This window comes from Haladaptatus pallidirubidus (assembly GCF_020700235.1).
Lineage (GTDB): Archaea > Halobacteriota > Halobacteria > Halobacteriales > Haladaptataceae > Haladaptatus > Haladaptatus pallidirubidus.
Genome location: NZ_CP085301.1, coordinates 2,567,284 through 2,590,829 on the forward strand (window position 1 = coordinate 2,567,284; position 23,546 = coordinate 2,590,829).

Annotated in this window: 25 protein-coding genes; 9 read left to right on the forward strand and 16 right to left on the reverse strand. The window is 60.0% G+C overall.

Annotated elements, in window-relative coordinates; translation table 11 throughout:
• The first annotated feature begins 10 nt into the window (after positions 1-10).
• Both LIX15_RS13915 and LIX15_RS13920 read left to right on the forward strand, forming a co-directional pair.
• Positions 11-403 carry a prefoldin subunit beta gene (locus LIX15_RS13915; RefSeq protein ID WP_227773775.1) on the forward strand — a complete coding sequence of 131 codons (393 nt, stop codon included), beginning with the start codon at positions 11-13 and terminating at the stop codon, positions 401-403.
• Positions 404-406: 3 nt separating this feature from the next.
• A complete protein-coding gene (locus LIX15_RS13920) occupies positions 407-652 on the forward strand; it encodes a DUF3194 domain-containing protein (RefSeq protein WP_227773776.1) in 246 nt (81 codons plus the stop codon).
• 590 nt (positions 653-1,242) lie between these two features.
• Here LIX15_RS13920 and LIX15_RS13925 read toward each other — a convergent pair.
• The 5 genes from LIX15_RS13925 to LIX15_RS13945 form a co-directional block, all read right to left on the reverse strand.
• Positions 1,243-2,637 carry an FAD-binding oxidoreductase gene (locus tag LIX15_RS13925; protein WP_227773777.1) on the reverse strand — a complete coding sequence of 465 codons (1,395 nt, stop codon included), beginning with the start codon at positions 2,635-2,637 and terminating at the stop codon, positions 1,243-1,245.
• Positions 2,638-2,703: 66 nt separating this feature from the next.
• Positions 2,704-4,557 (reverse strand): DUF2070 family protein, encoded by a 1,854-nt coding sequence (locus LIX15_RS13930; RefSeq protein WP_227773778.1) that lies wholly within the window; start codon positions 4,555-4,557, stop codon positions 2,704-2,706.
• A 36-nt stretch (positions 4,558-4,593) separates the two neighbouring features.
• Positions 4,594-5,142 carry a GMP synthase subunit A gene (locus LIX15_RS13935; protein ID WP_227773779.1) on the reverse strand — a complete coding sequence of 183 codons (549 nt, stop codon included), beginning with the start codon at positions 5,140-5,142 and terminating at the stop codon, positions 4,594-4,596.
• A gap of 117 nt (positions 5,143-5,259) precedes the next feature.
• On the reverse strand, positions 5,260-6,441 hold the full coding sequence (locus LIX15_RS13940; protein ID WP_227773780.1) for a PKD domain-containing protein: 1,182 nt from the start codon (positions 6,439-6,441) through the stop codon (positions 5,260-5,262).
• Between the two features lie 355 nt (positions 6,442-6,796).
• Positions 6,797-7,669, reverse strand: a complete 873-nt coding sequence (locus LIX15_RS13945; RefSeq protein ID WP_227773781.1) for a TIGR01548 family HAD-type hydrolase — start codon at positions 7,667-7,669, stop codon at positions 6,797-6,799.
• A gap of 71 nt (positions 7,670-7,740) precedes the next feature.
• On the opposite strand from LIX15_RS13945, the gene LIX15_RS13950 reads away from it, so the two are divergent.
• Together LIX15_RS13950 and LIX15_RS13955 are read left to right on the forward strand one after the other, a co-directional pair.
• Positions 7,741-8,352, forward strand: coding sequence for a methyltransferase domain-containing protein (locus tag LIX15_RS13950; RefSeq protein ID WP_227773782.1), 612 nt, complete (start codon positions 7,741-7,743; stop codon positions 8,350-8,352).
• Between the two features lie 166 nt (positions 8,353-8,518).
• Positions 8,519-8,836 carry a heavy-metal-associated domain-containing protein gene (locus tag LIX15_RS13955; RefSeq protein WP_227773783.1) on the forward strand — a complete coding sequence of 106 codons (318 nt, stop codon included), beginning with the start codon at positions 8,519-8,521 and terminating at the stop codon, positions 8,834-8,836.
• A 72-nt stretch (positions 8,837-8,908) separates the two neighbouring features.
• Here LIX15_RS13955 and LIX15_RS13960 read toward each other — a convergent pair whose 3' ends face one another.
• Entirely contained in the window at positions 8,909-9,298 is a 390-nt protein-coding gene (locus LIX15_RS13960) for a UPF0146 family protein (protein WP_227773784.1), read from the reverse strand.
• A gap of 39 nt (positions 9,299-9,337) precedes the next feature.
• On the opposite strand from LIX15_RS13960, the gene LIX15_RS13965 reads away from it, so the two are divergent.
• A complete protein-coding gene (locus LIX15_RS13965; protein WP_227773785.1) occupies positions 9,338-9,874 on the forward strand; it encodes an archaemetzincin family Zn-dependent metalloprotease in 537 nt (178 codons plus the stop codon).
• Here LIX15_RS13965 and LIX15_RS13970 read toward each other — a convergent pair.
• Positions 9,862-10,521 carry a helix-turn-helix domain-containing protein gene (locus LIX15_RS13970; RefSeq protein ID WP_227773786.1) on the reverse strand — a complete coding sequence of 220 codons (660 nt, stop codon included), beginning with the start codon at positions 10,519-10,521 and terminating at the stop codon, positions 9,862-9,864. The two genes, LIX15_RS13965 and LIX15_RS13970, sit on opposite strands and share 13 nt — an antisense overlap.
• A gap of 81 nt (positions 10,522-10,602) precedes the next feature.
• On the opposite strand from LIX15_RS13970, the gene LIX15_RS13975 reads away from it, so the two are divergent.
• Positions 10,603-11,961, forward strand: a complete 1,359-nt coding sequence (locus LIX15_RS13975) for a cytochrome P450 (protein ID WP_227773787.1) — start codon at positions 10,603-10,605, stop codon at positions 11,959-11,961.
• Here LIX15_RS13975 and LIX15_RS13980 read toward each other — a convergent pair.
• The 5 genes from LIX15_RS13980 to LIX15_RS14000 all read right to left on the reverse strand — a co-directional run bounded on the left by LIX15_RS13980 (position 11,958) and on the right by LIX15_RS14000 (position 18,318).
• On the reverse strand, positions 11,958-13,229 hold the full coding sequence (locus tag LIX15_RS13980; RefSeq protein WP_227773788.1) for an NHL repeat-containing protein: 1,272 nt from the start codon (positions 13,227-13,229) through the stop codon (positions 11,958-11,960). The genes LIX15_RS13975 and LIX15_RS13980 overlap by 4 nt on opposite strands.
• A 119-nt stretch (positions 13,230-13,348) precedes the next feature.
• The gene (locus LIX15_RS13985) at positions 13,349-15,160 is read right to left on the reverse strand and encodes a ribosome biogenesis/translation initiation ATPase RLI (protein ID WP_227773789.1); all 1,812 of its coding nucleotides are present in this window, start codon (positions 15,158-15,160) and stop codon (positions 13,349-13,351) included.
• A gap of 3 nt (positions 15,161-15,163) precedes the next feature.
• Complete coding sequence (locus tag LIX15_RS13990; protein ID WP_227773790.1) at positions 15,164-15,475, reverse strand: EMC6-like membrane protein; 312 nt, start codon at positions 15,473-15,475, stop codon at positions 15,164-15,166.
• A 273-nt stretch (positions 15,476-15,748) separates the two neighbouring features.
• Positions 15,749-17,266 carry an LVIVD repeat-containing protein gene (locus tag LIX15_RS13995; protein WP_227773791.1) on the reverse strand — a complete coding sequence of 506 codons (1,518 nt, stop codon included), beginning with the start codon at positions 17,264-17,266 and terminating at the stop codon, positions 15,749-15,751.
• A gap of 74 nt (positions 17,267-17,340) precedes the next feature.
• The gene (locus tag LIX15_RS14000) at positions 17,341-18,318 is read right to left on the reverse strand and encodes an ROK family protein (protein ID WP_227773792.1); all 978 of its coding nucleotides are present in this window, start codon (positions 18,316-18,318) and stop codon (positions 17,341-17,343) included.
• Between the two features lie 107 nt (positions 18,319-18,425).
• On the opposite strand from LIX15_RS14000, the gene LIX15_RS14005 reads away from it, so the two are divergent.
• Positions 18,426-18,818 (forward strand): hypothetical protein, encoded by a 393-nt coding sequence (locus tag LIX15_RS14005; protein WP_227773793.1) that lies wholly within the window; start codon positions 18,426-18,428, stop codon positions 18,816-18,818.
• A 20-nt stretch (positions 18,819-18,838) separates the two neighbouring features.
• On the opposite strand, the gene LIX15_RS14010 is transcribed toward LIX15_RS14005, so the two are convergent.
• Positions 18,839-19,288 carry a universal stress protein gene (locus LIX15_RS14010; RefSeq protein WP_227773794.1) on the reverse strand — a complete coding sequence of 150 codons (450 nt, stop codon included), beginning with the start codon at positions 19,286-19,288 and terminating at the stop codon, positions 18,839-18,841.
• A 103-nt stretch (positions 19,289-19,391) separates the two neighbouring features.
• Between LIX15_RS14010 and LIX15_RS14015 the strand changes: the two genes are divergently transcribed.
• Positions 19,392-20,129: an SDR family NAD(P)-dependent oxidoreductase gene (locus LIX15_RS14015; protein ID WP_227773795.1), complete on the forward strand. Its 738-nt coding sequence runs from the start codon at positions 19,392-19,394 to the stop codon at positions 20,127-20,129.
• A gap of 15 nt (positions 20,130-20,144) precedes the next feature.
• Here LIX15_RS14015 and LIX15_RS14020 read toward each other — a convergent pair whose 3' ends face one another.
• Entirely contained in the window at positions 20,145-20,726 is a 582-nt protein-coding gene (locus LIX15_RS14020; RefSeq protein ID WP_227773796.1) for an LURP-one-related/scramblase family protein, read from the reverse strand.
• 64 nt (positions 20,727-20,790) lie between these two features.
• Positions 20,791-22,692 carry an ABC transporter ATP-binding protein gene (locus LIX15_RS14025; protein WP_227773797.1) on the reverse strand — a complete coding sequence of 634 codons (1,902 nt, stop codon included), beginning with the start codon at positions 22,690-22,692 and terminating at the stop codon, positions 20,791-20,793.
• Between the two features lie 154 nt (positions 22,693-22,846).
• On the opposite strand from LIX15_RS14025, the gene LIX15_RS14030 reads away from it, so the two are divergent.
• On the forward strand, positions 22,847-22,996 hold the full coding sequence (locus tag LIX15_RS14030) for a hypothetical protein (RefSeq protein ID WP_227773798.1): 150 nt from the start codon (positions 22,847-22,849) through the stop codon (positions 22,994-22,996).
• Positions 22,997-23,236: 240 nt separating this feature from the next.
• Here LIX15_RS14030 and LIX15_RS14035 read toward each other — a convergent pair whose 3' ends face one another.
• Positions 23,237-23,494, reverse strand: a complete 258-nt coding sequence (locus tag LIX15_RS14035; protein ID WP_227773799.1) for a hypothetical protein — start codon at positions 23,492-23,494, stop codon at positions 23,237-23,239.
• Positions 23,495-23,546: the final 52 nt, after the last annotated feature.

Here is a 23,546-nt window from a genome sequence, read left to right on the forward strand (position 1 = left end):
CGTTCCCACTATGCAGGGCAATCTTCCACCAGAAGCACAGGAGAAACTCGAACAACTGCAAGACCTTCAGGACACGGCACAGCAGGTCGCCGTTCAGAAGAATCAGGCGGAAACGCAGTTGACCGAAGCGCAGAACGCGCTCGACGAACTAGAGAACATCGACGAGGACGCGACAATGTTTCGCGAAGTCGGCGAACTGTTCGTCAAAACGGGCTACGACGAGGCACAGTCCAACCTCGACGACAAAGTTGACACCCTCGAAATCCGCGTCGAGACGCTCGAAAAGCAAGAGAGCCGAGTGCAAGAGCAGTTCGAATCGCTCCAGACCGAACTCCAGAACATGCTCGGCGGCGGCGCGGGACCGTCCGGCCCGACCGGACCCGGCGGCGCTGGCGGCGCGTAAGCGATGGTCAGCGATGAAGAAGTCGTCCAGACTGCCGCGGAAGCGGCCGAGGACGTAATTTTCTCGCGCGTCAAGCAGTCGCAAGTGAAGGATTTCGACGTAACCGTCACGTTCGAGGAGGGCGTCCTCGACGTGGATGTGTACGTCAACGCCCCGAACTCGAATCGGGACGAGGAAAAAATCGCGAACGATGCGGCGCTGGCGGCCCGCGCGGCGGTGGACGAACTGTTCGCCGATTCCCCGACGTAGCGGTCGTCCGTCGTTTTTTTATCCTGTGCCTGAATTAGCAAGGCAAAATACTACATCTGCATACTCTGTTAAATTTATCCGTGACACGTCGCTGACCCGCTCGGCGAACGACCGTCGAACGGCGGACTCGGTGCGCCGCGAAACAGCGTCCGTCGGGCTGATCCGCCCGTCACCCATCGGCACAATCGATGGCGGGTTCATTTCCACGGCCGAACCAGAACGCACTGAGCGGTGAAACACCCTCCCACTGCGGAGAACGCGGAACCTGCACGCACTCACTGCGCACCGGAACAGTCGGAACGTGATGGTCCGAAAACCTCCGATGGAGACATCGGGGGAAGTCGGTTTGCGACTGGTCGCCACATCCGGGTCTGCTGGTCTGTCACAACTGGGTAAACGGTTTTCGGGGCGGTAGGATTTTGGATAGGTTCGGGGAGCGGGGTTTCCGGGGAGACAGGACGGTTCGAAATTCACGGCGTTTTCATTCTAAGACCGTACCGAGGGCGCAGTGTACGCCGAGAGCTACCTGTTTCGGTAGTCGCGTCCCTGCTTGCCTCTTTCGCACTGTCTTTACCTGCGTCGAGTGTCGTTCATTCCTCCGCTTTCAGATTTCCGTGTGCCCGGAACACGCCATCCGGGTCGTACTTGGCCTTCACTTTTGCGAGCCTCTCGGCATGGTCGCCGAACGGTACTTGCGATGGGTCTTCTTCGAGTCCGGGGAAGTTGACGTACTGGCCGCGTGCTTCCGGATGCTCGCGCATTTCGGCAACGCTTTCTCTCACCCACTCCACGGCGGCCTCGGTCTCTCTGGGGTTGTCCCAGTTCGCCTCGAAGTTGAGTCCGTAGGGAACGTCCCGGTACGGGAACGCCGTTTCCTCGGCATCGACGCGCGAAATCGCACCGCCGCCCTGCCAAACGTCCACGGTCGAAAGCGGCGCGGGACAGCGTTCCGAACAGGCGACGATGCTGTCGATGACCTCGTCGTTCAATTCGTCCAGATAGAGCGACTTCCAGTAGTAGTACCGCCCGTCCGGATAATCCTCGTCCAGCATCGACTGAAGTTCGACGTAGGGTATCGTGCCGCTCAAGTCGGCAACCGGGTCGGCGAATTCCCGAATCGGGCGCAATACTTCTTCCCCCTCCTTCGGGTCGCCCGAGTAGCATCCGAGGAACGCGATGGCCGAATCACCCCACGACGATTCGGGGAACTCCTCCAGTTCCGGCACCCACGCGTAGAACGGGAGAAGGCTCACCTCGTCCGGCGCGTCCTCCGTGTACTCCCTGAAGAATGTGAGAGCGTCGTGGGCTTTGTCTCCCTCGTGCCAGACGAAACACATGGCCACCTCCGGCCCGACCGGATGGCATTCGTACTCGAATGCGGTGACGATGCCGAAGTTGCCGCCGCCGCCGCGAAGCGCCCAGAACAGGTCTTCGTGGTCGTCCTCGCTGGCTCTGATGAACTCGCCGTCGGCGGTTACCACGTCCGCCGAAACGAGGTTGTCGCAGGACAGGCCGTACTTTCGGCGGACGTGTCCCATGCCACCGCCCAACGTTAATCCCGCGATGCCGGTCACGGAGACGACGCCGCCGGGAACCGCCAAACCGAACTGTTGTGTTTCGCGGTCTACGTCACCCCACGTCGCGCCCGCTCCGGCGCGGACGCGCCGAGATTCGGGGTCAACCTGCACCCAATGCATCGGTTCGAGGTCGATAACCACCCCGTCGTCCACCGTCGCTCGTCCCGCGACGCCGTGACCGCCGCCCCGCACCGCGACGGGAAGGTCGTGTTCTCGGGCGTATCTCAGCGCGGCCTGCACGTCCGTGACGCCCTCACATCGTGCGACCATCGCCGGTCGCCGGTTTATCATTCCGTTCCACACTCGGCGCGCCTCGTCGTATGCATCCTCGTCTTCCGGCGTGATGAGGTCGCCTTTCAGTTTGGATTTGAGCGCCTCAACCGTCGATTCGACCGTCTCTATTGCCATTTTCCCCACCACTCGTACCTTCGATTGGCACGTCAATAAACTGGTCTGTGAAATCGGCGGACAGGTTCAGGCGAGGAAAAAGATGAGGACGCTGATGGCCATCACGGCGAGAATGACCGCCCCCGCTAGTGCGCCACCCATCGCGATGACCGCGTTCGCGTGACTCGCCAGCATTTCGGTGCGGTCGTTGCCGAAGACGGTGACGTCGGCGTACTCGCTCGCCATACCTGCCTCGACTGGTTCGAGGTCGGCTGTCGCCTCTTCGACCAGTCGATTCACTAACGAGATGAGTTCCCCGTGGTCGATGGCTGCACCGACCTGATTCGAGGAATCGACCATGTTCACGATGTGCGTGTCGGTCGTCATCACCTCGACTTCGTCGGCATCGATAGCTGAGACGATTCTGTCTCGCAGTCCTGGTTCCATATTGTTCCCGTCCACGAGGACGTACGCCGTTCGCTGTCCCGCGACTTCGATGACGGACACCCGAATTCCGAGAGGGCCGATTCCTTCGGCTGGCGTCCACTCCGTTTCGTCCCACGCGACACCGAGTTTCGGCGTCCCCCGCTTCGCGGTTTCGAGTTCGGTCGCGACGGTCTTTGCGGCCTGAATCATCTGGAACGAGCGTTCGCTTCCGGGGTAGACGTGGCCGAGATCTTCGCCTTGGAGTCCGTTGTTGCAGTTGTGGGCGTCCACGAGCATCACGTCGTCCAGTCCGTTCGACCGGGCTTCCGCGGCGGCGGCGAGACCGACCGAATACTCCACGTCGTCGGCGAACTCGGGGGAGTAAGTCGCGGCGAGCAGTGCATCGTCGCCGAAACCCTGCCCGACAATTTTTGCGTCCCCGTTTTGCGCGCGAACGCTTTGGGTTGCGGTGTCGTCGTACTCGATTCGCTGGAAGGCCGTCTCCGCGGTTTCGAGGATGGTGTCCACTTCGCGCTCGGTGACGAGGTTGAAGTCGTGCCCGGCGGTCGCGTGCGGCGGGAACGCGAGCCCGTCGGCTTGACTCGCCACGCGCCGCGGGAGGTTGCCGCCGCCGATTTCACCCATCGGGCCGGGATGGATCATCGGCAGGACGAACCGCGCTTTTTCCGTATCTTCGTCGGTTCGAAACGAGAGGACGGTAACCGGAACGACCGCTTTCTGTCCCATCTTTTCGAAGAAATCCTCCAACTCGCGGGTACCCTCCGCGATGTGACCGATGAATCCGCGGACGAAATCAAGGACGCTGACGCCGAGGCTGCGCCGCCACGGACGGTCGATAATGACGAGAAAAACGTACACGCCGAGCGCGTACACCCCGCAGACGAGGGCGAGCAGGATGAAATCTCGAGGGGCGATGACGCCCAGTTCCGGCGGTGCCTTGTTCCCCCGCGCGAGGACGTTCTGCACGAGCGGCCCGCCGACTTCGAGCACGCGAATCGTCTCGCTGTAGATGAAAAACAGGAGTGCGGCCGTTCCGGTCTGGATGCCCGCGGAGACGGACGAGACGAAAAACGACGTGCGCGAAACAGCCATCACGACGAACAGGCGCAGAGCGAAGATGGCCGCGAGGCTGACGAGCAGCACGTCGAAGACGAACTGCTGGCCGATTCCCGTGAACGCGGCGAAGATTCCGGCAATCGTCATCACCGTGACGACGAGTATCTCGCACGTCAGCGCCAGCAGCGACGACCGGTTGTAAGTCAGTTGCCCGCCAAGACGGCGGTCAACCGGCGTCGTCAGTACGCTCGCCACGACCGTCGGAACCCCGATGAAAAACACACCCTCCCACGCGTCTTGAAGGATGTACTGGGAGTCGAACGCCCCGATACCCGCGAGGGCCGCGATGAGCAGCGCGAACATGACGCTCGCGTACCACCGCGGCGCGCGGAAGATGTAGCGGGACAGACTCGCCAGGTCACTCTGGGTCGCTGTCATTGCGAGAAAGGCTACGCCGTGGAGAGTTAAAGGATACTACTCACAGACGGAACGGAAGTTTTCGAACACTTCCTCGCCCTCCGCGGTGTGCGCTACTTCCGGATGCCATTGGACGCCGTATAGGTCGCGGTCGGTGTCGCTCATGGCTTCGATGCCGCACACGTCGCTCGTGCCAGTTCGCTCGAAGCCGGACGGAACCTGCTTCACTTCGTCGGCGTGGCTCGCCCACACGCGCGTTTCGGGCGCGAGCGAACCGATGAGCGGGTCGTCCTCTTCGGTGATTTCGACCGTCACGTCGGCGTAACCGCCGTATTCGCCGCCGCCGACTTCGCCGTCCAAAACGTGCGCCATCACCTGCATACCGAGACAGATGCCGAGAACCGGAACGTCGAGTTCGAGGTACTCCGCGCAGTTTCCGATGTCGTCCATCGACGGGCCGCCGGAAAGGACGAGTCCGTCGGCGTCGATGTCTTCTGGGGGCGTGTCGTTGTCGATGAGGTCGGTTTCAATGCCCATGTCTCGAAGCGCGCGGTGTTCGAGGTGGGTGAACTGGCCGTGGTTGTCCACGACGAGGATTTTCGTCATTGGCGGGCGATATGGAGGGCACGAATAAAAGCGCCTCGTCACCGCCGCGTTTTTGCCGCGGTGATTTGCGCCCGCCGCGTTTTTTCCACGCCACTTTCGCACCACAGTTTACTCACGTCAGCGCTTGGCAATGACTCCCCCCACGAGTAGTATGGCCGCGAGCGCCACAACGCCCAACCCGTACGTACCGAACGGCGCATTCGACCCCGGTAGCGCGTTCTCTTCGCCCGACTGCTGATTTCGTGTCGATTCGTCGCTCGACTCTCGGTCGAGCGACGAATCGTTCTCGCTATCTTCCGACGAAGCGATCACCTGCACCGTCGCAGTCGCAGCGTCGGTGGCGTTTTCGCTATCAACGACCGTCACGTTCACCGTCCGTTCTCCGGGGGTTTCGTAGGTGTGAGTCGCAGTCGGTTTTTCGGTCGCCTCATCGACGTTTCCATCCCCGTCGAAATCCCAGCGATATTCCGTGATGTCGTCGTCGGGGTCGCTCGTTTCGCTCGCGTCGAAGGTTACCTGCTGGCCCGTTTGTACCGAATCACTCGCGGTGAGGGTCGCCGCTGGCGGCGACCCGCAGCCGCCGGGGCGGACGGTCACGGACTGATTCATATCGAGTTGGGTTTCCACCGGGTCGCTCGCGTTCCCCGACAGGAACGCCCACGAGGTGACCGGTTCCGATTCGAACCGCGAATCGTGGAGGGTCGCATCCTCGTTCCAGGACGGGGTGACGGTTATTCCGTACTCGCCGGACAACCCGCGGAAAACGCCTCCATCGACTCGCGACCCGGTCCACGTCCAGTCGATTTGGTTGCGCGACCATTGATCGTCACGGCCATCGTAGGTGTCGTCCATCAGCACCCACTGCCCCGATTCTGGAAGGCCGTCGAAACCGAACGACGCGGCGCTCATCGGAAGTTCGTCTCCGGTTCGTTCCTTTCGCAGTTGGTCGTGAAGCACGACGAGGCTGACCACGCCGTTCGGCGCTTCGTACAAGAACATCGTACTTCCGTTCTCTCGGGTGACCGAATCGGGTGCGAACGAACTGTACGACCAGTCGCTCGGTTCGGTGTAGGGGTTCCGATAGTCGTAGAATTCGACGGCATTTTCGTCCCCCTGAATGGGGGCTACCGCGACGCAGGTGCCGCCTTGTTCGACGGCGTAGGTGTCGTGTTCCGACGCGGGCGCGTCGGGAAGCGTGTCACCGGGTAATCCGGGTGGCGGAAGTGCGACGGCGGTGCCAAACGTGGAAACGACGAGCGTGCCGAGGAGGAAGGCGGTCAGTGCAGTACGATTACTCATCGTTCTGCAACCGTTCGCCTGAACCTTTGTTATGCTCCGCCTGTGGTTCTCTGCCGTCTTTCAGGCGCCACCTGCTTCGAGTGCGCGGCCGGATTCACGAAAGTACGCGACCCACGCGACAATCGGGAGTGTGATTATAATCCACGCGAGACGAACGAGAAAGTCAACGTGCCCGCTGGTCAGCAGATTCGCTACCTGCGCCCCCCGAATACCACCACTCCCAAGCCGAAACCGAACGCCAGAACCGTCCCGTATTTGAGCGCCGAAACGGCGCGGCCTGTGGAGACCATGGCAGTTTTTCCCTCCGAAAAATATCACCGCTCCAAAGCTAATTCGCTCGATATCTCGTAAGCAATCAGTTTTCCGCGAGCAGCTTGGGCAGGTCGTTGATCGAGTCGATGACCGCCTCGGAACCGTTCTCCTCGTACTTTCGTCTGCCTTGTTCCCCGGTTAATCCCCCGGTCAGAACGCCGACGCCGAAGTAGTCGCGCGACGAATCGGCGTCCGCCGCGTTCGTTGCGGTTCGAACGTCGTCCAACGTATCACCGACGAAAACGATTCGTTCGGCGTCGAATCGCTCCGCGAGCGTCGTCAGCGCGTGCGGGTGCGGTTTGCCCTGTTCCCAGTCGTCCATGGTGAATCGGTGTTCGTCCGCAACGTCCAGTTCGACGCGGGAGAGCGCGATGTCGGCCTCCTCCGACGGCCTGCCGGTCACGACGCCGACTGGATACGCTTCGGTGAGTTCGACAATCGTCTCCGGTTCGACCAGCACGGGTTCGTCGTTGATGTACCCTCTCGCATCGAGGGTCGGTTCCGCGCCTTCGAGTTCGGCGTACAGTTCCGCCCCAAGGTAGAGTTGCTGGAACACCGCGTGCAGTTTCTCCTGGTCCCATTTTTCGAAGACGCGGGCGACGGCGTCCTCCGACAGGGCGGCGGCCACGACTTGCTCCGCGGCGTCGAGTCCGCCGCCCGCCTCGGCGATTCGGTCGGTGAACTCGGCGATTGAGCGGTCGAGTCCGGCGCGAGACGCGAGGACGTACAATGCGACGGCGTAGGTGAGTTCCCAATCGTTGTTGAACCCTCCCGCGTCTTTGAACGCCTGTATATCCTCTTTCGGGATCGTGTCGCCGTACACCCGCGAGACGGATTCGATGATCGCCCTGCGGTAGGAGTCCGCCACGTCCACGAGCACCCCGTCGATGTCCAGCACGACAGCGTCCGCATTCATGTTCTCGGCTTCGTTTCCGGAACCATGTGTCTACCGAATTGCCTATGGTCATCGCGCGTAATGATTGGTTCATGCAGCACGACGAACTCCAGCAACTCTACGGTCACGACGACTACTACTGGGGGACGGAACCGAACGGGCTGGCCGAGGTGGTTCTGGAGTTTGCGCCCGAGCGCACGGCTCCCGCTGCGGTCGATATCGGTGCCGGAGAGGGCCGGGATGCGGTCTACCTCGCCGAACACGGCTACGGCGTCCTCGCAGTCGATCCGATACCCAACGGACTCGAAAAAGCCGAGCGACTCGCCGAAGAACGCGATGTCGTCATCCAAACGCAGGAGGCGGACGTGAACGACCTCGATTTCCCGGCGATGGACGTGGTGTACTCCTGCGGCGTGCTTCAGTATCTTCGCCCGGAGAACCGAACCGAGCAGTTCGAGCAGTTCAAAACCTCGACGACCGACGGCGGTATTCACGTCCTGTTCGCTTTCGTGAACCATCCCGACATTCCTACCGCGCCCGATTGGGGCGACAACGAGTACTTCTACGAACAAGGCGAACTTCGGGGGTACTACGACGATTGGGAGGTCGTGGAGGAAAACGAGTTCATCTTCGACGACGATTCCGGGAGCGAACCGCACCAGCACGCGGCGGAAACGCTGGTCGCGCGGAAGCCGGAAACGTAGATTTTCGTTCGGTTTCTCCACGGTGTGGAACCATGCCAGCAGTCACGAGACGTGATTGCTGGCGAATTTTCCGTCTCAATCCGCCGAAAACGAATCAGATTGAAAGTCAAAAAATCCGTTCAATATTGTGGTATTAACTGAATAGCGACCCTCTATTCGAGCGCAGATGGAAGAATACACCGTCGAAGTGTCCGGCATGAGTTGTGAAAGCTGTGAAAGCATGGTCCGCGACGCGGTAACTTCTCTCCGTGGCGTCAGTAGCGTAACTCCCGATGCCTGCTCCGGCGAGGTCACCGTTCGAGGCGAATCCGGAACCGCCGACCGCGTCCGCCAAGCGATAACCGAACTCGGCTACGAGGCACAAAAACGGACGTTCGGCGAAACACCGAGGACACGAGCTTCACTCCTAACAGGCCTTTTTATCCTATCGACCGAAATTCACCGCGTGAAACGTCGAAACACGGCGTTATCTCGACGCTCGTAGAAGCACTTTCATCACGATGACGACGCCGAGGCTATCGAGAGTGTCACTGCTGTTTTTGACGAACGCAACTAATCACTCCCGTGCCCAAAACAGCGTTTCCCCTGAAACCGTCTCCCGGCGCACTGGAATCGAGGGCTGGTCGCCTCCCAAGGTGGTAAATACGAAGACGGAATCACATTCCTTTGCCACGGAGAGCGCGGGACGGTGGAGTTCCGGCGGAATGTTTAGTGCGTAAATCACGTCGCAATCTTCGTACACGCTGGCGTCCGGATTCGTCACGTCGTCCAGTACGAACCGGACGCCCGCGGGAACGCTTCGGGGCCGAATGTCAGTCGCGGTGACGACGCTTCCCGCATCGACGAGCGCACCCGCAACGTCGGGACGATTGCCGATTCCGATTTCGACAGCGCGCTGATAGTCGGCGAGTCGAGCAACCATTTCGTCGCGGGTTTCCGGGTTCACGGCGGGATGTTTATGGGTCGTCCCCCCATAGGGGTTGCTATGTTGATTGACATCGTCCCCGTGGGGGACGTGACGGGACGGGTCAAGCGAGAGGCTTCTTCGGCGCTTCGGCGGATTTACGACTGCGACGTGATGGTGCACGAGCGACAGGAAATCCCGTCAGGGTCACACGACCCGAACCGCGACCAGCACCGAGCGGAGGATTTCATCGAACTGGCGAGCCGCATCGGAACGGGGGAGAAAAACATCGCCATCACGCCCCAAGACCTCTTCTACCGCAGGCGCAACTACGTTTTCGGACTCGCCTACCTCGACGGCAGGGGAAGCGTCATCTCCACGTACCGACTACAACCCTCTTCTGACGGCTTTTCCTCCGACGGCGGCATCACGACGAAACCCGCGGACGAAGTATTTTCGGACCGCGTCAGAAAGGAAGTCGTCCACGAAATCGGACACACGATGGGTCTCGAACACTGCGACAACAGTCGGTGCGTGATGAATTTCTCGCCGACCGTTCGCGAGGTGGACGTGAAAGAAGAGAATCTCTGCGGTACCTGCCAACGTCAGGTGTTGTAAACGAGTTCGCGGACAATTTTCGATTCCGCATTTCGTAAATGCGTCGAGGCCGTACTCGCAGCGCAATCCAATTCTTCTGCCACGGCTTCCACGCCCGATTCTCGCGGTACGTCGTAGTAGCCGACTTCCACGGCGATTCCTAGTGCCTCCTGCTGGCGCTCCGTCAACTCCGACCAGAGTCTCGTCTGCGGCGTGTCGTACTCGCCGATTTGCTCGACCGCCATGTCGATGTCAGAGTCCAGTCCCTCCAGTACGACGTTCATGTCCTTTGCCTTACCGACGAGTTCCATCCGCATCGCGCCGTCGCTGGTGTAGGTGATGGGTGGCACCACGAGGATGCTCGTCCCCTCGAACGCGGTTCTGAACTCGTCGTCCACGTCCCGTTTCGCGTGTTCGATGTAGGCGTAGAACGAGGCGTCCGAAAGCGGCGTCAGTTCGTATGCGAGAATCAACGGCTCACCTTCGATCGCATCTTCGTACGCCTCCGTATCGCCGACGATTCGAAAGAGAACGTAGTCGCGGTCGGCGTGCGAGAGGTTCCAGTTCAGCAGCTCCGCACGCTCCATCGCATCGTGTTCCATGATGAACGACCGCATCGGATTCCGAAGTTCGGGCGGATGGCGAAGCGTCAGCCGAACGTATTTCATACGCGAGCATACGGCTCCGGTTATAAATGCCCTAGTGGATTCGACGGAACTGGCTTCGGATTCACGAGTCAATACTCAAACATGATCGTATCAGAAGCCACCGCGACTGACCGACCGGACGACCTCCCGCTTCCGCCGGGACCGAAATCGTATCCCGTCGTCGGAAATACACTCGGCTTTCTCCGCGACCCGTTCGAATTCTACGACGGTCTCGGCAAGTACGGCGACGTGGTGTCGTACTCCGTCGCAGGTGAGGAGTTCTGTACGCTTTTCCATCCCGCGCACGTCGAGCGAGTACTGGTCACGGAGGAATCCAGGTTCGGTAAGAGCGAGTTCGTTCAGGTCGCCGGTGAGAAATTCGTCGGCAACGGACTGTTCGCGAGCGAAGGCGAGTTCTGGCGACGCCAGCGAACGCTCATTCAGCCTGCATTCTACCGCGAACGAATCGCGGCTTACGCGGAACCGATGGTCGATTTCGCAGCGGGCGCCGCGAAATCGTGGAACGACGGCGAAACGATTCGAATGGACGAGGCGATGAAACGGCTCACGCTCCGAATCCTCTCGAAGGCACTGTTCGACCTCGACATTCGAAACCAACAGTCCGCGATTCGCGATGCCGTGCAGGCAATCAACGACAAGGGCGATGCGGGGTCGGTCGATGCATTTCTCCCCGACTGGATTCCGACCGCGACCAACCGACGATTTCGCCGCGCCACCGACCACTTCGACGACGTTATCGGAACCCTCATCGACGAACGACGTGGCGAACCGCCGGACGACGATTTCCTCTCGATTCTCCTCCACGCGACGGACGAAAACGGAGAAGAAATGTCGGACGAGGCGCTTCGCGACGAGATGGCCACGTTTCTGTTCGCGGGACACGAAACGACCTCGCTCGCGCTCACCTACTGCTGGCACTTGCTCTCGGAAAATCCGGATGTCCGGCGGAGACTGAACGACGAACTCGATTCCGTGCTGGACGGCGACACGCCGACGATGACCGACCTGCGAGAGTTGGAGTACACGGATAAGGTCGTCAGAGAATCCCTTCGTTTGTATCCGCCCGCCTACGTCGTCTTCCGTCAAACGAAGGAGGACGTGGAAATCGGGGGGTACAGAGTTCCCGCCGGAACCTCGCTGACGCTCCCGCAGTTCGTGATTCACACGGACGACCGCTGGTACGACGACCCCAAAGCGTTTCGACCGGAGCGATGGACGCCCGAGTTCGAGGAGTCGCTGCCCGATTACGCGTATTTCCCGTTCGGCGGCGGCCCGCGCCATTGCATCGGAATGCGGTTTGCCAACGCCGAAATCCGTCTCGTGCTGGCGACGATTGCGCGAGAAATCGAATTCGACTGCCACTCGTCCGACCTCGATTTGCGGATGGGAACGACGCTCGAACCGACGAACCCGATCGAAATGACGGTGAGAAAACGCTAACGTCGGCGCTCGATTCCCGCGCCGACCAGCGCGAGCAGACCGAATAGGAAGAAAAATGCCTGTTCCGCCAACCGCTCCGGTGCGACGTATTTCACCATAGAAATCGCCCACGATCCGCGTTCGCGGACGACCGAGGCGTTCTCTGTTTTGGATGGGATTCCCTTCTCGTCCGCCGTCGGGCCGTCGCTCCCCTCGCCCGGCAGTCGGTCCGCCTCGTAGGGAAGCGACCCGGTTTTTACCGACCAGACCAATTCGCCGTTCTCGTCTACCTCGACCACCCGGTCGTTGTACGAATCCGTGATGAGCGTGTGGCCGTTTTTGAGTCGATCCGCGTCTCGGGGCCAGTCGAACGTTGCGCTTCCGCCGTACTCCCAGACGATTTCGCCGTCCTCGATTTCCAGCACGCGGTCGTTCTCGCTGTCCGCCACGAGCAGGGTGTCGCCGAGCGTGTCGGGGTTGTGCTGTTCGTGGAGGATGTCGCCCCGTTCCGAGAACGAATCCGGCCCGACGACGGGTTCGACGCGAATCGAATCGTTGGCCCGGGACGACCCCTCCTTGACCCGCAAATCGATCACCGTATCGAAGTTACGGACGCTAACACGGAAAACGCCCGGATCGACCCTGTCCACGTCGTTCGCGTGCGTCCAGTCGCCCTCCGGTCCCATATCGTCCGGCCGTTCGTAGCGGTCGGTCGCGTTCCACTGCCAAACTACCTCCTTTTCGCGGTTCACGGTAAATACGCGGTCGTTGCCCATATCCACGAGTACCCAGCGGTCGCTCCCGTTTACGGTGTAGTGGTCGGCGTCGTGCAGTTCGTGCGCGTGGAGTTTCGCGTCGAACCACGAATACTCCCACAGCGTTCCGTTCGTCTTCTTGTCCACGATGCGGAGCGCGTTCCGAACGCAGTTTTCGTGCCCGTCGTCGCGGAATCGCGTCGGACATTCCCCATCCGGCACTTCGTCGGCCACCGCGATTTGAACCCGATTTTCTCCGAGCGCTTCCACGTCGAACACGTCGTGCGCTCGGTCGTACTCCCAAACCACGTCGCCTTCGGGATTCACCTCGATAACTCGCCCCTCGGATTCGTACCCCTGAAGCGCGATGAGCGTGTTGTTTTCGGGTCGTTCCGTCTCCACCGCCGAATGCGGCCGGTCGGGTGCGGTAAACGCGCCGACACCGGCAGTGGCGAATAGAGTAACTGCGAGGAGGGCGAACAGGTTCGCGCGATTATCGGAGCGGGAGAGCCACGCGGCGAGCGTCGAAATCACTATCCGGGGATTGGTCGGGTCGCAAAAAAGGTGATTCGGTTCTCGTTCCGCAACTGAATTTTTTCATTCGCTGACTGTCGTATGTGCCTTCCAACTGCCGGAAAAACGTCGATAGCCGATTAGCTGTAGTAGTATTCGCCTTCGCTTTTCTGTTTCCGGTCGAGTTGGCTGCCGGGTTTGTTGATGCGCGGGCGACCCACGTTCTCGTCTCGGCGGAAGGTGATGTCGAGGTTGGCGAGGAAATCGTTCATCCCCTCTCGCATTCCCTTCGGGCGTCCAGCGTGACCGTGTTCCGCGGGTTCGCCGTCGAACACCATCAGGCGGTCGGAGAGCAGGTCGATCATGTACGTGTCGTGGTCGATGACCAACACCGTCGCGTCCTGCATCTCGGCGTAGCGCCGAATCGCACGCGTTGCCCGAACGCGCTGTTCCACGTCGAGGTACGCCGAGGGTTCGTCCAGCAGGTAGAGGTCTGCGTCCTTCGACAGGCAGGCCGCGATGGCGACGCGCTGGCGCTCGCCGCCGGAGAGGTCGGTCAAGTTCTGCTCCATGATTCGTTCGAGCAGGAGCGGTTGGGCGATTTCGGTGTTCCAGTACGAGGAACCGAAATCGTCCGACAGCGACGAGAGGAACACGTCTACGCGCATCGGTTGGTCGATTTCGATGTACTGCGGTTTGTAGGAAATTTCGAGATTGAGGTCGACGTCGCCCTCGTCGGGTTGAAGTCGTCCGGCGAGCAGTTTGGCGAACGTCGATTTCCCGATTCCGTTCGGGCCGACGATACCGAGCACTTCGTTCTCGTAAATCGTGCCGCCCTCCACGTCGAGCGAGAATTCGCCATCGCCGTAGGATTTCGAGAGGCCGGGATACTCTACGAGTGCGTCCGCGGTCGTCGTCTCGCGCGGCGCGTGTTCGTCGAACTCGATGGCGTTCGGACGAATCCGCATGTTCTCGTTGTTGAGATACCCTGCGAGGTACTCGTTGATGCCGTTGCGAACCGATTTCGGTGTCGTGATGACACCGTACGCGCCGGGTTCGCCGTACGCGACGTGGAGGTTGTCCGCGACCAAGTCGAGAATCGCGAGGTCGTGTTCGACTACGAGCATGGAGCGACCCTGCTCGTTCGCCATCTCCTGAATCAGGCGTGCGACTTTGACGCGCTGGCTGATGTCGAGGTACGGCGTAATTTCGTCGAGGAAGTAGAAATCCGCGTCGCGGGCGAGCGCGGCCACCAGTGCGACGCGCTGGAGTTCCCCGCCGGAGAGGCTGTCGATGTCCTGTTCCATGACGTGTTCGATTTCGAGCCGTTCAAGCAGGTCGTCTAAAACGCCGCGCTCGTCGGTTCGGGAGAGGAGTTCTGCCGTACTGCCGTCGAAGCGGTCTGGAATCTTATCGACGTACTGCGGTTTTCGCGCGACCGTCACGTCGCCGTCCCGCACGTCCTCAAGGTAGTTCTGGAGTTCCGTCCCGCGGTAGCGGTCGAGAACCGCTTCCCATCCCGGTGGCTCTTCGAACTGGCCGAGGTTCGGCGCGAGTTCCCCCGCGAGAATCTTCACCGCGGTCGTTTTCCCGCTCCCGTTTGGGCCGAGAATGCCGGTCACCTGCCCTTCTTGAGGAACCGGTAGGCCGTACAGCGAGAACGCGTTTTCGCCGTACCGGTGGGTCGGGTCGTCCTGCAGCTCCTGTGGCAGGTTGATAATTTCGATTGCGTCGAAGGGACATTTCTCGACGCAGATACCGCACGTTTCGCCGAGACAGATTTCTTCGCTGATGTGAATCTGGTCGGGTTGTCCCTCCTCCGTGTCCTCGCCGCGAAGCGTGATGCACTCCTTGCCGGTTCGGTTCGGCGGACAGTAATTTTTACACTCATAGTTGCACCTGTCGGGCGAACAGCGCTCCAAATCCACGACGGCGATGCTGTCTTCTGCCATTGGTTACACCTGTACCTGGTTCGTGAGCAAAATTCCCCACGTGATGAACCAGAGCGAGAAGGTCATGAACGCCACGAAGAGGTGGTCTTTGACTCCATCGAGTTCATAGCCAATCAGCCGGAGCAGTGGCAGTTGTACCACTACGAATCCGAGCATGATGGCCAGTCCTAACTGGTCTGTCGCCGCCGCGCCATCCGTCCCTACCACTATAGCAGAGGCGAATCCGGCGGCAATTCCGGCCAGCGAAGCGAGCGCCGTGACGGTGATACTCCGTAGATGGGCCTCCCGCTGTTCCGTTGCCTGTTCAGTCGCCATGAGTGTCAATCGGGTACCCGGCCTCAAAAGGTGTTCGTTTGCGTGTATCTCGTTTCGCGTTTTGAGGGGTGGGTTCCTGGCGGGCGTTTCGTGTTCATACGTGTTGGTTTGAAACTAGGATGCGGTACGCTCAATCTTTGAGTAGGTGTCGTTGGCAACTCTTTTGATTGAGTGCCGTCGCACGTCACGACCCCCTAGCGCGACGACTGAACCATTTCTACCTCAAAAACTCCAATTCGCCGTCGCTAACAATATACAAACTACTCGAAAAACCTACTCTCGCTTCCGAAGGCGATTCCAAGCGGCCAATCCGAGCACCGAAACTCCGGTGGCGCCGAACCCGAATCCGGGTTGCTCCGAAGTCGTTCGCGATTCGTCTTTAGCCGTATCACCCCCGCCACCGGCGGTCAGTCGTGGCGGATTCTCCTGCTCCCCGGCGCGGTTCGGAAAGGTGTAGAGCGCCCCTTTCCCGTTGCCGTCCATTCCCATGCTTCCGCCGACGAAAAACTCGTCCGAGACGTGCTGGCTGGTCCAGAACGCGGTTCTTTCGGGGTCGCGCCACCAGACGAGTTCCTCGGGATTTTCGGGGTCGCTGATGTCGAACAGCTTCACGCCGCCCTGATACCACGATGTGTAGAGGCGGTCGCCGACCACGTCGAAGTTGTGTGACGTGGTCCACTGCCCCGAGATGGCACTGTCGCCGGTGCAATCGTGACACTTTCCGTGCGCCGAGGCGACCCCGACCGGAGAGAGGGCTGAGAATTGGTTCAGTACCGACTGGTGGAACAACGACGGCCCTTGCAAATCGTAGGTCGGGTCGGCCGATTTCGGTGCCGAAATTTCGGCTAACTGCGCCGGATTCTGCGGATCGGACACATCCCAGAGAACAATTCCGCCAGGGCCGTTGCCTCCCGAACTATCCTCGCTCGTCGCCCACGCTTCCTTGTTGACGACGACCAACGACCCGTCCTCGTTCGCCCTGACGTAATGGTCGTTTCCGGGGAGGCCGATGATGGCGTCGTTTTCCCCTTCGTCCGGAATCTTCGACAATTCGTCCAGCGGTTCCCCCCCGAAATGCGCGACGTGGGAGGGCTGTTTCGGGTTCGATACATCCACAACCCACGTTCCGGCGTCCCACTGCGCGAGGTACGCCGTGCCGTCCTGCACCCACACGTCGTGGAGCGACCGAACCCACGAATCGACGTTCGACCACGCGGAATCGTAATCGAGCATCGACCACCGTCCGACTTCCGTCGGTGAATCGTTCGACGTATCGACCATCACGAGCGGATTTCCGTTCCCGTCGTTGGCCGTGAGGTACGCGATTCCGTCCACGAACATCGCGTTGTGAATCGGGTAGTCGGTTTCGTGAAAAGCCACTCGTTCGGGATTCGACGGGTCGCTCACGTCGTAGAGCAGGAATCCCTGCACGACATCGCTGGAGACGGGGTTGGCCGGCCCAGCGACGAGCAGTCGGTCGCGGTCGATTTTCGCGTCCCAAATTTGAGATAGCGGGCCGCCGTCCCTGTCGGCGAGTAAACCGCGCCGCTCCGCCAGCACCGTTGGATTTTCGGGGTCGCTGATATCCACCGTGGCAAAGCCGTCCGTCGCGGCGACGAACGCGGTTTTTCCGTCGTTTCCGATGACGGCTTCTTTCGCCTGTTCGACGGCCACGGTGCCGAGCGGCCGGTACGGGTCTTGCGATTCTTGTGCAGTAACGCCCCCGGACGCGAGCAGAGTCGCGGTTCCGCCCCCCACGGCGGCAGTACGGAGAAACTCTCGCCGTCGCATATCCAACTCATCGGGTGCGGGAGGAATAAAAGCGCGGGTACGGAAACTGAATCGGGCGAACCGGACGAACTGGACTAGTTCGGCGCCAGCGACACGTCGCCGGTTCCCTCGGTCAGCGCGCTCGCAACCGCGCCTTTCAGCACGATTTCGTCGCCGAGGGTGGTCAACTGCACATCCGGAACGTTGTTGAGCAGGCCATCCTCGATTCGTTCCCGAATCGGGTCGAGAACCAATTCTTCGTTGTTGAGCGCTACTGCTCCGCCGAGATAGACGACGATGGGTGCGTACGCCTGCACGACGTTCGTAACGCCGACCGTGTTCCAATGGGCGACCTGCTCGATGACGTGGTCCGCGAAGGCGTCTAGTCCGGCGTTCTCGAACACGTCCTTGGCGGAGAAATCCGGGTCGTCGAGCGGGAGGGACGTTTCGACCCCGCCGTCCTCTTCGGCTAGCATCCGGGCGAATTCCGGAATGTTGTTCCCCGAGCAGTAAGCTTCCCAGTGGCCGTCGTGACCACAGCCACAGGTTCGTCTCCCCTGCGGGTCGACGACCATGTGTCCGACTTCGCCCGCGTTGCCGTCCCATCCCGTGAGGACGTTGCCGTCAACCGTGACTCCGGCACCGATACCGCTCGAAATCGTGATGTATACCATGTCGTCGGGGTTGCGGTCGCTGTAAAATCGCTGCCCGATGACGCCCGCGTTGGTGTCGTTGTGGAGGAACACCCGGTCGCTATGGATGAGATTACCGACCGGCCCGGTCAGCGGGATTCGGTCGATTGTGTCCGGTAGGTTGGCCGGGTTCGTCACGACGCCCTCAGCGAGGTCGAGCGGGCCGATACTGCCGATGCCCGCCGCACGAACTTCTGCCGGGTCGATGTCCGCGTCGGCACACGCTTCGCGCAAACATTCGAGTACCGCTTCCGTGACCGCGATGCCAGCTGAACCCCCTGGCGTGCCGCGGTCGTACGCGCTGATGACGTTACCGTCCCCGTCTGCGACCGCCGCTCTGACGTTCGTCGCCCCGAGGTCTACACCCGCGTAGTAGGCCATTCAGATGAACAGAAGTCGCCCGACCCATTTAACTACAGGCATTTACTCGCAGGCGAGTTTCATGCTACCGACTAAAGCTAACTCCGTGGAGGACGTTATCTGATAGCATGGCTGACGACCTTCCCCAACTTGGCGACGACGAAGAAACCGCCTTGCACGAACTCGAACTGGGAATCGAAGGACTCAGAAAGGCACACGGCTATCTCGTTCACTTTCATCACGCGACGGGCCGAGCGATGAACCACCTCCAAATCGCCGAGTCGAATCTACGCGAGGCGGGCCACGACGAGTTCGCCGATCACATTCGGGACGAAATCCTCCCGTGTGGCGTCCTCGGCGACGACAGGTGGACCTACGATATGCTCGAAACGTTCGAAGAAGAGTTTTTCCACGACGTGCTCGCGTTCGAACAAGCTATCCGCGAGGACATCGCCGCGGGGGAACGCCACGTCAAGGAGCGCCGACAGCAGCGCAGGTGGCGAGAACGCGCGAAGGACTAAGATTGGTCGTTCCGGCCGTCTCAGTCGTCTCGTACGAACGTCACGGGACACGGTGCCGACAGCATCACTTCCTGTGCGGTGCTTCCGAACACCGCTTTTCCGGTCGGCGAGCGTTTTCGTCCGCCGACGAAGATGCTGTCCGCATTGACGTCCTCCGCGAGTTTTACGATGGTTTCGCCGTGCTCGCCGATAGCACCGCGAACCGAGTAGCCGATGTCTTCCCTGTCCAGTGCGGACGAAAGCGATCGAATCGTCGCGTGACGCGCCGCAACCTCGTCCGAGTTCGGTTTCCCGGACGGGTCGTAATCGAGTTGGTCGATTACGTCGTCGAACTCGTCGTCGGTAAACACGTGTGCAAGTACGACCGTCGCACCAGTCGGCCCCGCCACGTCGGCCACGGCGGATGCGAGTTTATCTGTCCTGTCTGCGTCGCCCGGTCCCACGGCGAGCAGCATCGTCTCGATTGCCATGGTATTAGCTCTTCGTGCAGAAGCTTAAAACTGCGGGAGTTAACTCAGAATCGAAGAAACCAGGACGCCAACTTAGTTTATCCTGCTCCGTGAAGTGAGCAATATGATTGCGCCGGAATTAGACGGCAAGGTCGCACTGGTCACCGGAAGTTCAAAAGGCGTCGGAGAGGAACTCCTGCTGTCGATGGCCGACTGCGGAGCCGACGTGGCGGTTCACTATCGGTCGAGCGACGAAGCGGCACGCGAAGTCGCCGAGAAAGCCCGAAATCGCGGCGTCACCGCGATTTCGGTGCAGGGGGACGTTACCGAACCGGACAGCGTGGACGACTTCTTTTCGAGCATCGAGGACGAACTCGGTACGGTTGACGTACTGGTGAACAACGTCGGGCCGTTCGCGCCCGACCACTGGGAGAACATCTCGTTCGAAACGTGGAATGCGGTGCTCCACGGGAATATCAATGGAACCTACCTCTGTTCGAAGCGGGCGCTCCCCGCGATGCGCGAGGCGGAGTTCGGACGAATCGTCAACGTCGGATACGCCAGTTCGGAGAAGGGACTCGTCAATCCGGAAAACGCACCGTACTTCATCGCCAAGGCGGGCGTCCTGATGTTCACCCGGATGCTAGCGGGCGACACGCAGGACGACGGCATCACCGTCAATGCGGTTTCCCCCTACGTCGTGGAGAACTCGGACGTGTTTCCGGACGACCTCCCCCGTGGCCGGGCCGCGAAATTCGAGGATGTGGCCCAAGCAGTACACTTCTTCTTGGACGAGAACAGCGACTACCTGAGCGGCGTGAACGTGGAAGTTGACGGCGGTTGGTTGCCGGAAATCGTTTAATTCGGTCGCTCCTGCTTAATTCCCTTCTAGCGCGTCGATGGCGATTGCACCGACGACGAGCGCGGTTTTCGGCACCGACCCCGTGTCGTGAATTCGAATATCGTATCGATCGCGGAACGAGAAGTGTCCCTCTATTTCTCCGATCGGATCGCCATCGGGCGTCGTGATCGAATACTTGTGTGGAAGGAACGAGAGGAAGTCGATGAGGGACCGAAGTGCTTCGAGAATCGCGCTCCGCGAGGCAACCTCCGCAATTTCGGTTCCGTCGGGACTTTTTATCGTCCAGCGGTGGTGGAAGAATGTGAAGTTCTTGTTCAGTATCAAAACCGGTTCGTCGGAACCTTCCTCGGTTAGAACGTAATCGCCCGCCACGTCGAGGATGTTCTTCGCCTTCACGTGGAAGACGACGTTCCCATCCGAATCGAAAAACGGGAACTCCTCTTTCATCTTGAACATCTTCTGTTTCGACTTCAGGACGAGGTCTCCGGCGGGGTCGTACACATTGTACTTGTTCCGGAAATAACTCTGTTCGACCGTGTACTCGTCGTCGTCGAGGACGATGCCGCCGATGCTCTGTTCCCGTATGGGGTCTTCCATTGTCAATCGCTTGTAACTGTCTGCTATTTAAATTTGAGGTTGGACGGCCGATTTCAGTTCGCCGTCACTCGCCACCGTCCGCCTGTGCGTCCGCGTTTTCCGACCGTCCGCCCACTTCTTCGACCCCCTCGACTTGCGCCCGCCGCCGAATCGCGCGCTCGATGAAATCCCGCGGGAGCGATTCGATTTCCCCGGCTTGCACCCGCCAGAGGTTCGCGTAGAGCCCGTCCAGGGCGAGCAGGTCGTCGTGGGTTCCGCGTTCGACGATTCTGCCTTCGTCCAAGACCGCGATTTCGTCGGCTTCCTTGATGGTCGAAAGCCGGTGGGCGATGGCGAACGTCGTCTTTTCGCGAACCAGTCGGGCGAGGCTGCGTTGGATGAGCGCCTCGGTTTCGGTATCGACGTGGCTCGTCGCCTCGTCCAACACCAGGATGGCCGGGTTCTTGAGAATCGTCCGCGCGATGGAGAGTCGCTGACGCTGGCCGCCCGAGAGTTTCATCCCGCGCTCCCCGACCATCGTGTCGTAGCCGTCCGGCAGGTTGACGACGAACTCGTGTGCTTCCGCGGCTTTCGCGGCGGAGACGATTTCCTCCCCGCTCGCGTCGAAGGTTCCGTAGGCGATGTTCTCCTTCACCGACCCGTAGAACAGAAAGGGGTCTTGACTGACGTAGCCAATAGACCGGCGAAGGCTCCGAAGGTTCACGTCGCGGATGTCGGTGCCGTCGATTCGAATCGCACCTTCGTCTACGTCGTACATCCGAAGCAGGAGTTTCAAAACGGTCGATTTTCCCGCCCCGGTTGGCCCGACGAGCGCAATAGTATCGCCGCGTTCGGCCTGCAAATCGACGTTCGAGATGACCGTTTCTTCGCCGTAGCCGAAACTCACGTCGTCGTACTTGACCGTTCCGTCAGGCACGACTAAATCCGGCGCGCCCGCGCTCTCGTCCAGCGTGCCGCGCTCGTTCATCAGGTCGAAAACACGGACGCTCGACGCCTTCGCACGCTGGTAGATGTTGATGATCTGGCCGAACTGAGCCATCGGCCAGATGAACTGCTGGCTCAGCACGATGAAGGTGACGAACTCGCCGGGTTCGAGCGGTCCCGAAAACGGGCCGGGAGGTCCGGAGAGGAGCCAGAAGCCGCCGACCGCGAACGTGATCGCGAAGCCGATTCCGGTGAGGAGGCTCAGCCCGGGAAAGAACGTAATCCGCGTTCTGATGGCGTCCCAGTTGGCGTCGTAGTAGTCCTGCGACGCATCCTCGACGCGGTCGGATTCGTACTCCTCCGCCGTCTCGGTTTTGATGACGCGAACCCCGCCGAGGTTGTTCTCCAGTCGGGAGTTGAGCGCACCGACGCTGGCCCGCATCGCGGCGTATTTCGGCTGGATAATTCGGACGAACAAATAGGTGAACAGCGCGAGCAGCGGCACCGGCAGGAGCGCGACCAGCGCGAGCGCCGGATTCAGCCAGAACAGGAGCAGACCGATTCCGGCCACCATCACGACGATTCGGAGCGCCGAACTCATTCCGTCGTTAAGGAACGTCTCCAACTGGTTCACGTCGTTGTTCAGAATCGACATCAGCTCGCCAGTCTGCTTGTCATCGAAAAAGCCCATATCGAGCAGTTGCATCCTGTCGTAGGTGTCCACCCGAAGCGCGTGCTGAACGCCTTGGGCGAACCGATTCCAGCCCCATCCCTCCAACCACGAGAAGGTCGCCCCGACGAAAAAGGAGAGCGCGATGATGGCGATGGAGAGCCACAGCTGGCCGGTCGAAGTTTGCGGTATCCATTCTGCGGGGAACAGGGGAAGGTGAAACTCTCGCTGATTCAGGAATATCGCGTCGATGGCGAGGCCGAGGATGAACGGCGGGAGCAGTCCAGACAGGCGCGACAGCGTCGTGGCGACGATTCCCAGTGTGAACTCGGCGACGTGGCCCTTGCCGTACTCCGCGTACAGTCGCCACATTGGGTTGTCCGTGGTCAGTTCTGAGGAGTTAGGGAGTTTGTTGGAGAGGCTGAATAGTATCACCTAGGTCGGAGGGTTCTAGGTGTTCAGTGGGTTTGTGTGTTTCAGTGGATGCAATCGAAGTTTTCATGATTTTCTCGACCTCCTACCAGACATGGCTCGCATCAAACGCTTGCTGACCGTCCTGCTCGCACTCGTCGGCGTCTCGTTCGTTGTCCACTATGCCTTGTTCGAGTCGCTTCCACTCGGCAAACCGCAACTGATGGAGAAAAAATCGGACGAGGCTGAGGCGGCAGTTCAGTAGAACAGCTATTCGAGAGTCGTATTCTGTATGCAGAAGAAAGTATCAAAGGCTGGTTGACCAATTTTGTACTGTCGAGCAGAGTTGCTCGGCATTCGAAATCAAAATAATTGCAAGAAGTACGTCTGCAACATTCGTGTTCGATGGAGTCCTATCGTGACAGGGGGAAATTCTGGCAGTGAGTAGGGCGCTAAATACGACGGCCATGCCGAAACCAGATGCACGTGAAAATAGTTCCACTTGTTAATCGACTAATGCTAACGCGGCCAGTCCGACAGTACATACGATTAGCATAAACGCGACAGATGCGATGGTGCTGTAGAACTGATGCTGCTGGAAAAACGTGATTCCTTGATGTACTAGTTCGCTCTGGAGATAGATGCTCGCTACAGTACCGACAATGAGCAGAATTGCTGCCGCTATCTGCGCTCGTAACGGGTGATTCCACCCTGACCACGAAAAGCCAAAGCGAGAACGGACCTTTTCAGCTTGACTACTCATACTAGTAATAATCTATATACGCATTTATAAGTGTTGGTGACAATGGATTTCA

What these genes read in the sequence shown, in the direction of transcription:
- LIX15_RS13915 (WP_227773775.1), top strand. Translation starts at nt 11, where the DNA reads ATGCAGGGCAATCTTCCACCAGAAGCACAGGAGAAACTCGAACAACTG.
- LIX15_RS13920 (WP_227773776.1), top strand. Translation starts at nt 407, where the DNA reads ATGGTCAGCGATGAAGAAGTCGTCCAGACTGCCGCGGAAGCGGCCGAG.
- LIX15_RS13925 (WP_227773777.1), bottom strand. Translation starts at nt 2,637, where the DNA reads ATGGCAATAGAGACGGTCGAATCGACGGTTGAGGCGCTCAAATCCAAA.
- LIX15_RS13930 (WP_227773778.1), bottom strand. Translation starts at nt 4,557, where the DNA reads ATGACAGCGACCCAGAGTGACCTGGCGAGTCTGTCCCGCTACATCTTC.
- LIX15_RS13935 (WP_227773779.1), bottom strand. Translation starts at nt 5,142, where the DNA reads ATGACGAAAATCCTCGTCGTGGACAACCACGGCCAGTTCACCCACCTC.
- LIX15_RS13940 (WP_227773780.1), bottom strand. Translation starts at nt 6,441, where the DNA reads ATGAGTAATCGTACTGCACTGACCGCCTTCCTCCTCGGCACGCTCGTC.
- LIX15_RS13945 (WP_227773781.1), bottom strand. Translation starts at nt 7,669, where the DNA reads ATGAATGCGGACGCTGTCGTGCTGGACATCGACGGGGTGCTCGTGGAC.
- LIX15_RS13950 (WP_227773782.1), top strand. Translation starts at nt 7,741, where the DNA reads ATGCAGCACGACGAACTCCAGCAACTCTACGGTCACGACGACTACTAC.
- LIX15_RS13955 (WP_227773783.1), top strand. Translation starts at nt 8,519, where the DNA reads ATGGAAGAATACACCGTCGAAGTGTCCGGCATGAGTTGTGAAAGCTGT.
- LIX15_RS13965 (WP_227773785.1), top strand. Translation starts at nt 9,338, where the DNA reads ATGTTGATTGACATCGTCCCCGTGGGGGACGTGACGGGACGGGTCAAG.
- LIX15_RS13970 (WP_227773786.1), bottom strand. Translation starts at nt 10,521, where the DNA reads ATGAAATACGTTCGGCTGACGCTTCGCCATCCGCCCGAACTTCGGAAT.
- LIX15_RS13975 (WP_227773787.1), top strand. Translation starts at nt 10,603, where the DNA reads ATGATCGTATCAGAAGCCACCGCGACTGACCGACCGGACGACCTCCCG.
- LIX15_RS13985 (WP_227773789.1), bottom strand. Translation starts at nt 15,160, where the DNA reads ATGGCAGAAGACAGCATCGCCGTCGTGGATTTGGAGCGCTGTTCGCCC.
- LIX15_RS13990 (WP_227773790.1), bottom strand. Translation starts at nt 15,475, where the DNA reads ATGGCGACTGAACAGGCAACGGAACAGCGGGAGGCCCATCTACGGAGT.
- LIX15_RS13995 (WP_227773791.1), bottom strand. Translation starts at nt 17,266, where the DNA reads ATGCGACGGCGAGAGTTTCTCCGTACTGCCGCCGTGGGGGGCGGAACC.
- LIX15_RS14000 (WP_227773792.1), bottom strand. Translation starts at nt 18,318, where the DNA reads ATGGCCTACTACGCGGGTGTAGACCTCGGGGCGACGAACGTCAGAGCG.
- LIX15_RS14005 (WP_227773793.1), top strand. Translation starts at nt 18,426, where the DNA reads ATGGCTGACGACCTTCCCCAACTTGGCGACGACGAAGAAACCGCCTTG.
- LIX15_RS14010 (WP_227773794.1), bottom strand. Translation starts at nt 19,288, where the DNA reads ATGGCAATCGAGACGATGCTGCTCGCCGTGGGACCGGGCGACGCAGAC.
- LIX15_RS14015 (WP_227773795.1), top strand. Translation starts at nt 19,392, where the DNA reads ATGATTGCGCCGGAATTAGACGGCAAGGTCGCACTGGTCACCGGAAGT.
- LIX15_RS14020 (WP_227773796.1), bottom strand. Translation starts at nt 20,726, where the DNA reads ATGGAAGACCCCATACGGGAACAGAGCATCGGCGGCATCGTCCTCGAC.
- LIX15_RS14025 (WP_227773797.1), bottom strand. Translation starts at nt 22,692, where the DNA reads ATGTGGCGACTGTACGCGGAGTACGGCAAGGGCCACGTCGCCGAGTTC.
- LIX15_RS14030 (WP_227773798.1), top strand. Translation starts at nt 22,847, where the DNA reads ATGGCTCGCATCAAACGCTTGCTGACCGTCCTGCTCGCACTCGTCGGC.
- LIX15_RS14035 (WP_227773799.1), bottom strand. Translation starts at nt 23,494, where the DNA reads ATGAGTAGTCAAGCTGAAAAGGTCCGTTCTCGCTTTGGCTTTTCGTGG.